Consider the following 12,789-nt stretch of genomic DNA (forward strand, 5'->3'; position numbering starts at 1 on the left):
CCCCAAGACGCATGTCGCAAACCGGTCCAGATGAAGTCGCCAGCAAGCCTGGACACATCTGTCCAGACGCCTCTAAGCTGGCCCAAACTGCGAAAGTCCGGGAGGGGCCAGATGAAATCCCACTACAGAGTTGTCGTGATCGGAGGCGGCGTTGTCGGATCGTCTGTGCTGTATCATCTGGCAAAGTTTGGCTGGACAGATGTGGTGATGTTGGAACGCTCTGTCCTCACCGCCGGATCCTCCTGGCACGCAGCAGGCGGCATCCACGCGCTCAACGCCGACCCGAACATGGCCCAGCTACAAGCCTACACGATTGACCTGTTGTCCGAGGTCGAGGCCGAAAGCGGCCAGAATATCGGCTTACACATGACCGGCGGACTGACCCTGGCGGGCACGCCGGAACGCTGGGAATGGCTTCAATCGGCCTACCGTGTCTTTCAGTCCATTGGCATCGAGGATTGCCACCTGATGACACCCGAAGAGGCGAAAGCTGCCTGCCCCATCATGTCCACCGACGGTATCCTAGGGGCACTTTGGGCCGATCGCGAGGGCTATGTCGATACGACCGGCACCGTCCACGCCTATGCCATCGCTGCCAGGAAGCGCGGCGCGGAATATTACGAACATACCAAGGTCGAAGAGCTGATCCAAACGTCCGATGGTTGGAAGGTCGTCACCGACAAGGGCACAATCACCTGCGAGCATGTGGTCAATGCGGCCGGGCTCTGGGCGAAACAGCTTGGCCGTATGGCTGGGATCGAGTTGCCGGTCTCACCGCTCAAACACCATTATCTGATCTCTGACACGATCCCGCAGCTTGAACAGCTCGATCACGAGATGCCGATGACTGTAGATCTCGAAGGATTCACCTATCTGCGCCAGGATCAAAAGGGCGTACTCCTCGGCATTTACGAGATCAATCACGAGCATTGGGCGATGGATGGCGCGCCCTGGGACTACGGGATGGAGCTGTTCCAGGAACAGACCGAACGGATCGAACACGAGCTGATCCTCGGTTTTGAACGCTACCCGGCGCTGCAACAGGTCGGCGTGAAAACCTGGGTGAACGGCGCCTTCACCTTCAGCCCCGATGGCAATCCGCTGGTCGGCCCCGTACCCGGCAAGCGGGGTTATTGGTGCGCCTGCGCCGTGATGGCGGGCTTTCTGCAAGGCGGTGGCGTCGGCAAAAGCCTTGCAGAATGGATGATCTATGGAGAGCCCGAAGCCGACACCTACGCCATGGATGTCGCGCGATACGGCACATTCGCCGAGAACCGCGAATACATTCGCCAGACGACCGGCCAGTTTTACTCGCGCCGCTTCGTGATGTCCTACCCGAACGAGCAACTCCCTGCCGGACGGCCCTTGAAACGCGCACCCGCTTATTCGGATATGGATGCCGCCGGGTGCCGTTGGGGCCAAAGCTGGGATCTGGAAGTGCCGCTCTACTTCGCACCTGACCCGGATTTCGAAGAAACCCTGACCCTCAAACGCTCCAACGCCCACGACATCGTAGCCGAGGAATGCAAAGCGGTCCGTGAAAATGTGGGGCTGCTCGATATAACGGGCTTCAGCCGCTACGAGGTGAGCGGATCGAATGCTAAGGCGTGGCTTGACAGAATGATGGCCTCCAGCCTGCCCAAACCGGGCCACGCAAAACTGGCCCCCATGCTGGCGCCCAGCGGGCGTCTTATGGGGGACCTGACGTTGTTCAATTGGGGCGACGGGACGTGGTGGATCATGGGATCTTACTACCTGCGTGCCTGGCACATGCGCTGGTTCAACGACCACCTGACAGAGGGTGTTCAGATCCGTGATCTGGGCGAGGAATATTGCGGTTTTTCCCTCTCAGGTCCGAAATCCGCCACTGTCCTACAGAAGCTGGTCACCAACGATCTCAGCCCAATGCCGTTCATGGGCTGCGCGACATTCGATGTCGGTTTGATCCGGGCCCGCGTGGCCCGTCTGTCTGTGACCGGCGAGCGCGGCTATGAGATCAACTGCCGCTATGGCGATCACATCACCCTGCGCCAGATGCTGCTGGAGGCAGGCGCCGATGAGGGCATCCGCGAGATTGGCTTCAACGCGCTTCTGTCGCTGCGCCTTGAGAAAAGCTTCGGGATCTGGTCGGCCGAATTCACCCAAGGCTACACCGCAGGTATGACCGGCATGGATCGCTGGATCGATTGGGAGAAAGAGTTCATCGGCAGCGAAAAGGCTCTCGCCGAACGGGATGGCAATGGGCCGCAGCGCCGCCTGGTGACGTTGGAGATCGCCGATGGTGACGCCGACGCCACGGGATATGAACCGATTTGGAACAATGACCACAAGGTGGGCTTCATCACCTCGGGCGGGTATGGGCACAGCGTGCAGAAGTCTCTCGCCATGGCGTTGGTCGATGCCGATGTCGCAGCCGTGGGCACGGCGCTCAGCACCCATATCGTCGGTGTCGAGCGCGGGGCGACGGTGGTCCCCGCATCCCCCTACGATCCCGCCGGTACGGCGATGCGCCGATGAGCAACCGACGCCGCAGCGGGGCGCGCACAGGCCACCGCCCCAGCGAACGCGCGCCGAATTACCGACATCTCAAGAACCCGTTTCCACCGATGCAGGTCTTTTCCAGCGACCGGATCGAAGCGATCCACGAGGCCGCGCTGGATGTGTTGGAGCGGTTGGGGATCAAGCTCCTGTTGCCCCAGGCGCGGCAGATCTTTGCCGCGTCGGGCGCTCGCGTCGACGGGGACATGGTCCATATCGGGCGTGAGATCGTCGAGGCGGCCCTCGCCACCGCGCCCCGAAAGATCGACGGCCGGGCCGGTGCGCGGGATCGCGACATCACGCTGGAACTAGGCAGCCTGGTTTTTCAACCCGGCGCAGGTGCCCCTCACGCCCATGATGAGATCCGAGGCCGTCGGCCGGGCCGCGACAGCGACTTTCGCGAGTTGATCCAGCTGACCCAGGCCTTCGATGTCTTTCAAATGCTGCCACCGCTGGTCGAACCACAAAACGTCCCGACCCATCTGCGCCACTACTTCACCCTCGATTGTCAGCTCACCGAAAGTGACAAGTTCCCTTTCATCTTCTCCCGTGGCACGCCGCAGGTGATGGACAGTTTTGAGATGCTGCGCGATTTCCGCGGGGTCAGCGATGCGGACTTTGCCGCGCATCCCCATTGCTACACGATCATCAACACCAACTCACCGCGCACCCTAGATGTTCCGATGGCACAGGGCCTGATCGATTTTGCGCGCGCCGGACAGATTTCGATCATCACGCCTTTCACACTGATGGGTGCCATGGCTCCGATCACGGTGGCCGGGGCGATCACGCTGAGCCATGTCGAGGCGCTGGCCGCGCTTACCCTGACCCAGCTTGTCAAACCAGGCGCACCGGTCTGCTATGGCACCTTCAGTTCCAATGTGGATATGCGGTCAGGCGCTCCGGCCTTCGGCACGCCCGCCCATTTCCAGGCCTCGCTTGCGGCAGGTCAGTTGGCGCGGTTCCTTGGGCTGCCGTGGCGCTCGGCAGCGGGGTCTGCCGCGAACTCAAATGATGTTCAGGCGGCCAATGAAAACCAGTTTGGGCTTTGGGGCTGTCTGATGGCCGGGGCGACGGTGATCATTCACTCCGCAGGATGGCTGGAAGGCGGCCTGACGGTCTCCTACGAAAAGCTCATCACCGATGTCGAGGTGCTGAATATGGTGGCCGAGCTTTGTGCGGGCGCCCAGGCAGGCGACGCCGAGATTGGCCTTGACGCCTTGGCCGAAGTCGCCCCTGGCGGACATTTCTTTGCCACAGGCCAGACCATGGCACGCTATCCGACCGAGTTTTACGAACCCATCGTGCATGACTACGCCAATTTCGGCACGTGGACGGAACGCGGTGCGCGCGATGCCTCGACCCGGGCGCGCGATGTTTGGCAGGAAATCCTTGCAGATCCGCCGCAACCGGCGCTTGATCCAGATCGTGTTGGTGCCTTACGCGCCCATATTGCCCGACGCACCGCCGAAGGTGGCGCCTTGCCAGAAAGCTGATCCATGGCCCGTCCTGATCCGATCTTACACCGCGATGACCCCGGAAAAGCGCCGCTGACCGGTCATGTCAAAGTCACGCGGGAGGATTGGATCAACACTGCGCGCGAGGTTCTGATCGCCTCCGGCGCGGCCGATGTGAAGATCCTGACGCTTGCCAATCGGCTCGGCGTTTCACGCTCGTCCTTCTATTGGTATTTTGGGTCCCGCGCCGATCTTTTGGCGGCGCTACTGGATGATTGGCAGGCCCGGAACACCGCACCCATTTTGCGCCAATGCGCCCTGCCCGCCCCCAGTATCACCGCGGCCTTGTGCAATTTCTTCCGATGTTTTGTCGATGATCGTCTGTTTGATCCACATCTGGATTTTGCGGTGCGCGAATGGTCCCGTCGCGACAGCACGGTACGGGCGCGGATCGACGCCGCCGACAGCGCACGTTTGAACGCGGTGCGCGCGATGTACGGCGCCCATGGCTATCCGAATGACGAGGCCGATATCCGCGCGCGTATCCTCTATTTCATGCAAATCGGCTACCATGCCCTTGAGCTTCATGAAGACATCGCTTTGCGCATGTCGCGCCTCGCCGGTTTCTTGGAGCACTTCACCGGCCAAAAGGCATCGCCTGAGGAGATCGCAGACTTTACCGCCCATGCTTTGGCGGCACCCTAGCGGTAAGCCGTCGGGTGTAAGGCTATGTGCGGGTCATTCGTAGCGCAGATCGACGGCGCCGAACCGATCCAACGGCTGCGCAGCGATCTTCTGCAAGACCTCGATGGCACCCGCCACATAATGCTCGGCGGTCACACGTCCCTTCTCGGCACTGGCCAGATGCGCCTCGCCCGCCACGCCGTCTGGATGCACATCCGATGCGATCCAGCCATGGGCAATCGGGCCGATAGGCGGGATCTGCCCCTGATCATGGGTCCAGCGGAAATCCTGCGCCTTGGACATATCCACCGTATCTGGCCGAAAATGTAGCATCAGAGAGGTCTCGTTATCGCCGCCATGGATCCCCTGCGCGGCCTCTTGCGCGGAATAGACGCCTTCCGGCATACCACCGGCGCCCCAGCCCATCCGCACGCAGAACATGCCCGCCCGCACCCGCAATTCGCGCGCGATGATCGAGTTCATATCCATATTCCCGCCATGGGAATTCACGATCAGCATCTTGCGCACGCCAGCGCGCGCTACCGATAGACCAATCTCGGTCCAGGCCTTGATGGCGGTTTCGACAGAGAGTGTCAGCGTGCCCGGCGCCCAGATATGCTCGTTCGATTTGCCCACCGCCTGGATCGGCAGAAGACGGATATCCAAGTCCTCGGGGCAGCGCTCCACCAGTAGGTCACAGAGCCCCTGATTGATCATCGTATCCACACCAACCGGCAGGTGCGGCCCGTGCTGTTCCACGGCGGCGGTGGGCAAAATAGCAATCGTGCGGTCCGGATCGATTCTCAGATCCGTTGCCGGATAGTCGATCCAGTAACGGCTGCGGGTCATTCGGCGGGCGCCCGCGACATGACCGGCGCCGCGGCTTTGGCGCCCATCAAACGATCCATCTTGGCCGCAACCGTGGTCAGGTGTTTCTGCAACTGCGCTGGCGTTGCACTGTCCATCAAAAACGTCGCCGCGAAGACCTTGGATGCACGACGTTTCATCAAAAAGCCAACCCCGCGCATCAATGTGCGCTTGCCCGGTGCCCCAACCAGACGGGTCAGCCACCATGATGCGCCACATGTCGTGAACACGCCCAACCGTTCGATATGATGCAGGCCCGGCCGGATCGTTTCCCCCTCGGTCTTCGGCATCAGAAACGCCACATCGGGCAACAGAACCCTGTCGAGCCACCCTTTCAGCATCGCCGGCAGGCCGTACCACCAGGTGGGATAGACGAAGATCAGCGTGTCACACCATTGCAGATCGGCCACGTGGTCCTTGACCGGCTCACGATTCTTCTCGCAATCCAGATAGCAGTCCAGATCGTCGCGGGTCAGCACCGGCTGGAACCCCTCGGCATAGAGATCGCGCAAGCGCGTTTCGGCCCCCGCAGCGCGCAGCCTGTCCAGTATCGTGTCGCGGACAGCAGAGGCAAACGAACCCTCTTTGGGATGACAATAAACGACAAGCGCGCGCATTCTAAAAAGCCTCCATTTCGGATTTCACTCGGGACAAGAACGCTTCACACCCGTGTCGTGTGATCGTGTTCATGCCATATTGGGCAATATATCGGATTTTCTCCGGTCGCACCGTACCCCAAACGACCCGGGTCAGCAGTTTTTTGGGTGGGTCCCCCGCCAGAAACGCCCGCCACGGCGTGGAGCCATAGGTGGTGACAGCCGCGATCTTCTTCACATTTTCCAGACAGGGCGTCAGGTGCCCATCGGCCATCGTGAAAGACACGCCCGGCAGCATCACACGGTCAAACCAGCCTTTGAGGATGGCCGGATAGCCGAAATTCCAAACCGGAAAACAGAAAATAACGGCATCGGCGGCGCGCAAACGATCCACGTAGCTCTGGACCGGCGCCGTGTTGATCGCAAGGTTGTGGTAGTTGCGCCGTTCCTCGACGGTCATGACCGGATCGAACCCCTCGGCATTCAGATCGCAATCATCCACATCCCAGCCCTGCGCGATCAACGTCTGCACCACCACGTCATGGGCAGCCGCGTTCAGGCTTTCGGGCACCGGATGGGCAAATATGACATGGGCGCGGCGCATCTACTCGGCGGCGGTCTTGGGTTGCAATCCAGGCCAGGCATACATCCGGTCATAGGACCAATTCGGGTCGTCCCAAGCAATCATCTTGCCGGGATTGAGCAGACCCTTGGGGTCCGCCTCGCGTTTGAAATCGAGCTGGCGCTGATCGACGGATTGGCGCCCCCCCTCTTCCAACGTATAGCGATGCGGGTTGAAATTCATCGCCCCATTCGCCTCATGAAGCGCGATGATTTCATCCAGCCGCTCCTCACTGGTGAACTTGACAAGGGTGAGCCCGCCCACCGCGACCTTACCGTTTTGACGCGTAATTTCATTGTGTTGCAGGATCTCGGGGCTCAACAGGTCTCGCATTTTCTTGGCCAGCGCCACGGGATCCTCGGTGCCATAGGCGATCTGCAGATAGGTGATCGACGGATCAACCTTCAGCGCGCGCAAGGTGGTGTGGTTCCAGCCATATTCGAAGACATGGCCAGGCGTCTTCGCCCAATCATTGTCGTCAGAGCGATAAATCACACGCCCCTCGGTCGCCTCGGTAAAGGTCTCCCACCCCGGCATGGAATGCGGCGCCACCATCAGGGCGACAAGCGCGTCTGATGCCTCCACATGGGGCGCGACGCGCTGGAAATAATCCTTGGCAATCGGGGCCTCAAACACGGTCACAAGCTTCAGCAATAGCCCGTCGCACGAGGCCAGATCGTAGGAATAGTCCAGCGCCGCCTCATAGCTGTCGAACGCCACGAAAATCCCGACCCAATCATAGGCCGCGGCCAAAGGGATCTCGATTTCTGTGATGATCCCGTTGGTCCCATAGGCGTGGCTGACGCGGTGAAGATCATCGCCGGTGATCTCCAACACACGCGGCGTTTCCTCCATCGTCACCACGCGCAAACGGATGATATTGCCCGGATCCCGCAAACTGCCCCACCGGACAGAGCCAACACCGCCCGACCCACCAGCAATGAACCCCCCGATCGTCGCGGTGGCCCATGTGCTTGAATACATGCGGATTTCCTGGCCTGTTTCGTTGCAGGCGGCGTCCAGATCCTTCAGCAGACATCCCGGCTCGACCACCACGCGACCCGGCTGAATATCTTTGACCGCATTCATCTTATGCAGATGCAACACACAGCCCCCCGCCAGAGGCATCGCCTGCCCGTAATTACCGGTCCCAGTTCCGCGCGTGGTGACCGGCACGTCGTGGGCATAACATGTCGCCAAAACTTCGATCACTTGCGCCTCTGACGTCGGCGTCGCCACAAAGTCGGCCACCACATGGTCAATCCGATCCTTCAAAACCGGAGAATACCAGAAGAAATCGCGTGATTTGGATTTGACCGAGGCCGGGTTCAGGTCGATATCTATGCCCTTTTCGGTCAGGGCGTCGATGGCTGCTTGGATGTTCATGGGGCCTCCATCAGGTAATCAAGATCAGCATAATCGGGAAGCGTGCGGTCAATCGCCCACCCCTTGCGCATGACGATGCGGTCGGATTGCGGGCGCGCGAACAGCTCGGTCCAGGTTCTGGCGCGACAGATCACCAGATCGGCTGGCGCGCCTGGCGCAATTGACGGCGCCGCAAAGCCGCACGCCGTCGCCGGATTGTCCAAAAAAGCGCGGGTCCAATCCTCGTCGGAATGGTCCAAATGTCCGATCCGCGTCGCCTCGCGCATCACTTCGATCATATCCATGTCGCCATAGGCGTAAAACGGATCGCGCGTGTTGTCCGACGCAAAACTGACATTGATGCCGCGCGCCTTCATCTCATGGACCAGCGTGATACCGCGATTGCGCGGCGTCCGCCCGCCATGACGATCTTGCAGATAGAGGTTGCACATCGGCAGGCTGACCACATGCAACCCGGCCTTCGCCACCAGGTCGAGCGTGTGAAGCGCCTCGGCCTCTGGCATTGTGCTCAGCGAACAGAGATGGCCCACAGTGACAGGTGCGACAAAGCCCGTCTCAAGTGTCAAACGAGCGACGGCCTCAAGGGTGTTCACCTGCGGATCCATGGTTTCGTCCACGTGGAAATCCAGAGCAAAGCCACGATCCGCCGCCGCCTCGATATAGGCGCGCAGCCAGGTCTCAAGCCCGTCTTCGGGATAGGTCACGGCGCCCAAGATGCCGCCATGATCGGCGACCAGATCGGCGCAGCGGTCCAGCGCGCCCTGATCCTGGGCCATATCGATGCCCGTCAGAACCGCAGCTTGCAGATCAATCCGCCCGGCCCATGCGTCCCGGATCTTTGCAAAGACCTCCCAAGACACACGCGCCTCTTCGGTGTCACCGAAATAGTCCAAATGCGTGCGGATCGCGCGGGTGCCGTGGGCATAGGCGCAGGTCAGGCTAAACTCCATCCGCGGCGGTAGATCGCGATGATCCCATTTGCCGGGCTTGTCGGCGCGCACGGTTTCCAACGCGCCCATAAACGTCCCATCGGGATTGGGAGACCGCGGCCAGATATGCCCCTTATCAAGATGAGTATGCATATCAATAAAGCATGGAAACACCATCGCACCGCCCATATCGACGGGCGTGCCACCTGCCTCGGCCAGGGTTCCATTCACTACGCTCAGATCGGTTCGGATCAGCCCGCTTCGGCCGATCAGACATCCGGGGATCGTCACATTCTGCAGTCGCACATCGCCAGTGGGCAGAGCCTTAAAGTCCAAATATTACTCCCGTTTCAGCGCGGATTCGTGCCATTTGCGCAAGGCGAGGTGGCTGATTAAAGATGTCGCGGCATAGATCATAACGCCGGTGCTCGCGATCAGGATCAGGGCGGCAAACATACGCGGGATGTTCAGGCGATAGCCCGCTTCCAGAATGCGGAAGGCCAGGCCAGAGGCCAAACCACCCGACCCCGCCACATATTCTGCAACCACGGCCCCGATCAGCGCCAGACCGCCCGCGATCTTCAAGCCGCCTAGGAAGTAAGGCAGCGCCGATGGTAATTGCAGATGGATCAGCCGCTGCCAGCGATTGGCGCGGTAGATCGAAAAAAGATCCTGCAAATTGTGATCGGCCGACTTCAGGCCCAGCGTCGTATTCGCCAGCACCGGAAAAAACGCCACGATCCAGGCGCAAAGCAACAAACCGATCAGCCGGTTTTCGATGTAGATGAAGATCAGTGGCGCGATGGAGACAATGGGCGTCACCTGCAAAATCACCGCAAAAGGCGAAAACGACATCTCGGCAAATTTCGACTGCGCAAACAGGATCGCCAGCCCGACCCCGCCGATCACCGCCACAAGCAGTGCAAGCGCGGTAATCTTCAGGGTCACCAATAGCGCAGAGAACAAAATGGCGCGATCTGTCCAAAGTGTCTCAACCACCAGACCGGGGCCCGGCAGAACGTAGTGGGGGATCTCGTTCCACACGACAAGGCGATCCCACCAGACGATTGCGATCACCATCACAACGATGGGCACGACCCAACGGGCAATCGCCTCCGTCCGCTTGCGGCGCGCGAGACGCTCTTCTTCCGCATCGAATAGAGGGCCTTTGGGGGGCGCATTGATCTGAACGCGCGGCTCTTCAAAACTGGCCATGTCAGAGAGCCTCCGTTTCAGGATGCAATGTCCGCTGCAGCGCCTCGGATGTCCGCTGCGCCGTCTCCACATAGGCGTGCGAATTGCGCCATGCCGCCCCACGCGGATAGGGCTCGGGCACGTCGATTTCGGCGACAACCCGTCCGGGGCGGGCGGCCATCACCAGGATGCGGTCACTCAAAAAGACCGACTCAAACACGGAATGAGTGACGAAAATCACCGTCGCATTGGTCTTCGCCTTCAGCGCCAAAAGATCGTCGTTCAGCTTTTGACGTGTGATCTCATCGAGGGCGGCAAAGGGCTCGTCCATCAGGATCAAACGGGGGTTCGTCACCAGGGCGCGCGCAATCGAGACACGCATTTTCATGCCGCCTGACAATTCGCGCGGATAGCGCCGCTCGAAGCCCTTTAATCCAACCAGTTCCAGCGCCTCGTGGATTTGATCCCGGCAGGCCGACAACGACTTGCCCCGCAACCGAAACGGCAGCCAGACATTCTTTTCGACCGTTGCCCAGGGCATCAAGGTGGGCTCTTGGAACACCACGCCCAGATCGTCGCCCCCGCCCTCGGTCTGCCAATCGATCCGCCCCAAGGTCGGGCGCATCAGCCCCGCGATCAGCCGCAAGGCCGTGGATTTTCCGCAACCCGACGGCCCCAGCAATGAGATGAAATCACCCTGGCGTACATCCATCGACATCCGCCGCAACGCGACGACGTTGCCAGCGAAGGTCTTGTCGACCTCCTGCATCCGCAAGATCGTTTGGGCTATGGGCCTGGCGTCGGCAACGACGGGCATGGCGGGTCCGTTTTGGTCTGCCCCGCGCAGGGAATACCGCGCGGGGAAATCTTGACGTATGGCGTGTTATTCGGGGCGCAGATCCAGGCCGAGGCCTTGATTGATGTAGCTCAGATCGTAGGACACGCTGTAGTCCAAGCCGTCTTCCAGCACGCCAGCGCTGACCATTTGTTCATAGAAATCGGCCATCCGCTCTTCGGTCATCGCGCCGATGCCAAGCTCCAGCGTATCACCACTGTCGACGATGCCGTTTTCCAGCATCGCCGCAATGGCGAAGTCGATCGCCTCTTGGGTCATGTCGGGATTGTCCGTCATGATCAGCTCGTTCGCGGCGGCATTGTCCCCGTAAAGGTAATTGTACCAACCCAGGATCGACCCGGTCACGAAGCATTCCACGACCTCCGGGCGCTCTTCCAAGGTCGGGCGAAGGGTCTGGATCGTGGTGGAATAGGCGCCGTATCCGGCATCCGCGATCAGCCAGACATCGGGCGCCCAGCCGGTTTCGCGCTCAACGGCGAAAGGTTCGGACGACAGATAGCCCTGCTGCCCCGCATCCGTGTTCACGATGAACGGCGCGGAATTGAATGTGTAGCTTTGCCGTTGTTCATCGGTGAACCCGTAGGCCGCTTTCATCCATTCATAATAAACCGCGCTGTCCTGCACGATCATGGTGAAGTCGTCGCTCGCCATCTCTTCAAATGACGCAACGCGGTCGGGATGGGTCAGGATCACCTGCGGATCCTTTTGGAACGAGGCCATCACATTCACGATTGGCAGCCCTTCGGCCGCTGCAAAATAGGCATCCAAATGGCCGCCCATATAGAAGTCGATACGCCCCGCCAGCATCAAAGCGGTGTTATTCACCTGCGGACCGCCTGGCACGATGGTCACGTCCAACCCGCATTCCGCGTAGGTGCCGTCGACGACCGATTGGTAAAAGCCGCCATGTTCGGCCTGTGCGACCCAATTCGTGCCGAAAGACACCGCTGTCAGATGGCCATCGGCCAAAGCCGGTGCGCCTGCCAGCGCGGTTGCCGCCAAAAGGCCAGCGGTCGTTGCAATGCGGTTGTTCATAGATTCCCCCTCTATTTTCGCTAGCATTGTGCGCAGGGCAGACAGGCTCGCCATGCATCGCTCCCCTCCAGGCCCAATTTGTCAAAGCTGGCGCCCAGTTCTTGGGCGCTTTTTGTGCAATTTGCTTAATGGATTAGCACAGCGCGAGACCCAAGCGTTAGGATTTTGTAAAGACATTGCTTGATCTCAGCGAGCGCAGGCTGTCTGAAGAGGTTATGCGTGTTCTAGAGCCCACTGACATCGCCCCGCCTTTCGCTCGATATGCCCATGGCGTCGAAATCCCGGCGGGCTACAGGTTGGTGGTAACATCAGGCCAACTGCCGCTTGCCGCAGATGGCACGATCCCGGAGGGGGCCGAAGCGCAAGCCGCTTTGTGCTTCGAGAATTGCGCGGCCATTTTGGCCCAGGCGCAAATGGGCGCAGCCGATGTCATCCGGATCAATGCCTTTGTGACGGGGCGGGAGCATATGGCCGGATATATGGCGGCGCGGGACGCCTGGTTGTCCGACATCCGCCGGTTGCCAGCGTCAACACTTGTCATCGTTTCGGGCTTTACCCGTCCGGAGTTCTTCGTCGAGGTCGAGGTGACCGCCGCCGCGCCATAAGGTCATAGGGAACCCCGGTA

Annotated in this window: 12 protein-coding genes; 4 read left to right on the top strand and 8 right to left on the bottom strand. The window is 60.3% G+C overall.

Annotated elements, in window-relative coordinates:
* The first annotated feature begins 111 nt into the window (after positions 1-111).
* Genes V8J82_RS02195 through V8J82_RS02205 form a run of 3 tightly spaced genes read left to right on the top strand, consistent with a single transcriptional unit; the run spans position 112 to position 4,700 of the window.
* Positions 112-2,517, top strand: coding sequence for a GcvT family protein (locus V8J82_RS02195; RefSeq protein WP_339971685.1), 2,406 nt, complete (start codon positions 112-114; stop codon positions 2,515-2,517).
* The gene (locus tag V8J82_RS02200; protein ID WP_339971687.1) at positions 2,514-4,034 is read left to right on the top strand and encodes a trimethylamine methyltransferase family protein; all 1,521 of its coding nucleotides are present in this window, start codon (positions 2,514-2,516) and stop codon (positions 4,032-4,034) included. The genes V8J82_RS02195 and V8J82_RS02200 overlap by 4 nt, the downstream gene beginning before the upstream one ends.
* A 3-nt stretch (positions 4,035-4,037) precedes the next feature.
* Positions 4,038-4,700 (top strand): TetR/AcrR family transcriptional regulator, encoded by a 663-nt coding sequence (locus V8J82_RS02205; RefSeq protein ID WP_339971689.1) that lies wholly within the window; start codon positions 4,038-4,040, stop codon positions 4,698-4,700.
* Positions 4,701-4,733: 33 nt separating this feature from the next.
* Here the strand turns inward: V8J82_RS02205 and V8J82_RS02210 are convergent, their stop codons facing one another.
* From V8J82_RS02210 to V8J82_RS02245, 8 genes are all read right to left on the bottom strand, one after another.
* Positions 4,734-5,528, bottom strand: coding sequence for a creatininase family protein (locus tag V8J82_RS02210; protein ID WP_339971691.1), 795 nt, complete (start codon positions 5,526-5,528; stop codon positions 4,734-4,736).
* The gene (locus V8J82_RS02215) at positions 5,525-6,163 is read right to left on the bottom strand and encodes an NAD(P)H-dependent oxidoreductase (protein WP_339971693.1); all 639 of its coding nucleotides are present in this window, start codon (positions 6,161-6,163) and stop codon (positions 5,525-5,527) included. Before V8J82_RS02215 ends, V8J82_RS02210 begins: the two co-directional genes overlap by 4 nt.
* A 1-nt stretch (position 6,164) precedes the next feature.
* Positions 6,165-6,746, bottom strand: coding sequence for an NAD(P)H-dependent oxidoreductase (locus tag V8J82_RS02220; protein WP_339971695.1), 582 nt, complete (start codon positions 6,744-6,746; stop codon positions 6,165-6,167).
* Positions 6,747-8,150 carry an FAD-binding oxidoreductase gene (locus V8J82_RS02225; protein ID WP_339971697.1) on the bottom strand — a complete coding sequence of 468 codons (1,404 nt, stop codon included), beginning with the start codon at positions 8,148-8,150 and terminating at the stop codon, positions 6,747-6,749. It lies immediately after the preceding gene.
* Complete coding sequence (locus V8J82_RS02230; protein WP_339971699.1) at positions 8,147-9,415, bottom strand: cytosine deaminase; 1,269 nt, start codon at positions 9,413-9,415, stop codon at positions 8,147-8,149. Before V8J82_RS02230 ends, V8J82_RS02225 begins: the two co-directional genes overlap by 4 nt.
* Positions 9,416-9,418: 3 nt before the next feature.
* The gene (locus tag V8J82_RS02235; RefSeq protein ID WP_339971701.1) at positions 9,419-10,294 is read right to left on the bottom strand and encodes an ABC transporter permease; all 876 of its coding nucleotides are present in this window, start codon (positions 10,292-10,294) and stop codon (positions 9,419-9,421) included.
* A 1-nt stretch (position 10,295) separates the two neighbouring features.
* Positions 10,296-11,090: an ABC transporter ATP-binding protein gene (locus V8J82_RS02240; RefSeq protein ID WP_339971704.1), complete on the bottom strand. Its 795-nt coding sequence runs from the start codon at positions 11,088-11,090 to the stop codon at positions 10,296-10,298.
* 66 nt (positions 11,091-11,156) lie between these two features.
* Positions 11,157-12,164, bottom strand: a complete 1,008-nt coding sequence (locus tag V8J82_RS02245; RefSeq protein WP_339971706.1) for an ABC transporter substrate-binding protein — start codon at positions 12,162-12,164, stop codon at positions 11,157-11,159.
* A 215-nt stretch (positions 12,165-12,379) separates the two neighbouring features.
* Here V8J82_RS02245 and V8J82_RS02250 point away from each other — a divergent pair, with 215 nt between their 5' ends.
* The gene (locus V8J82_RS02250) at positions 12,380-12,769 is read left to right on the top strand and encodes a RidA family protein (RefSeq protein ID WP_339971708.1); all 390 of its coding nucleotides are present in this window, start codon (positions 12,380-12,382) and stop codon (positions 12,767-12,769) included.
* Positions 12,770-12,789: the final 20 nt, after the last annotated feature.

Source organism: Gymnodinialimonas mytili, from assembly GCF_037544085.1.
GTDB classification, from domain to species: domain Bacteria; phylum Pseudomonadota; class Alphaproteobacteria; order Rhodobacterales; family Rhodobacteraceae; genus Gymnodinialimonas; species Gymnodinialimonas mytili.

Bases quoted from the DNA above. Each gene is read 5' to 3' on its own strand.
- V8J82_RS02195 (WP_339971685.1), top strand. From the start codon at position 112: ATGAAATCCCACTACAGAGTTGTCGTGATCGGAGGCGGCGTTGTCGGA.
- V8J82_RS02200 (WP_339971687.1), top strand. From the start codon at position 2,514: ATGAGCAACCGACGCCGCAGCGGGGCGCGCACAGGCCACCGCCCCAGC.
- V8J82_RS02205 (WP_339971689.1), top strand. From the start codon at position 4,038: ATGGCCCGTCCTGATCCGATCTTACACCGCGATGACCCCGGAAAAGCG.
- V8J82_RS02210 (WP_339971691.1), bottom strand. From the start codon at position 5,528: ATGACCCGCAGCCGTTACTGGATCGACTATCCGGCAACGGATCTGAGA.
- V8J82_RS02215 (WP_339971693.1), bottom strand. From the start codon at position 6,163: ATGCGCGCGCTTGTCGTTTATTGTCATCCCAAAGAGGGTTCGTTTGCC.
- V8J82_RS02220 (WP_339971695.1), bottom strand. From the start codon at position 6,746: ATGCGCCGCGCCCATGTCATATTTGCCCATCCGGTGCCCGAAAGCCTG.
- V8J82_RS02225 (WP_339971697.1), bottom strand. From the start codon at position 8,150: ATGAACATCCAAGCAGCCATCGACGCCCTGACCGAAAAGGGCATAGAT.
- V8J82_RS02235 (WP_339971701.1), bottom strand. From the start codon at position 10,294: ATGGCCAGTTTTGAAGAGCCGCGCGTTCAGATCAATGCGCCCCCCAAA.
- V8J82_RS02240 (WP_339971704.1), bottom strand. From the start codon at position 11,090: ATGCCCGTCGTTGCCGACGCCAGGCCCATAGCCCAAACGATCTTGCGG.
- V8J82_RS02245 (WP_339971706.1), bottom strand. From the start codon at position 12,164: ATGAACAACCGCATTGCAACGACCGCTGGCCTTTTGGCGGCAACCGCG.
- V8J82_RS02250 (WP_339971708.1), top strand. From the start codon at position 12,380: ATGCGTGTTCTAGAGCCCACTGACATCGCCCCGCCTTTCGCTCGATAT.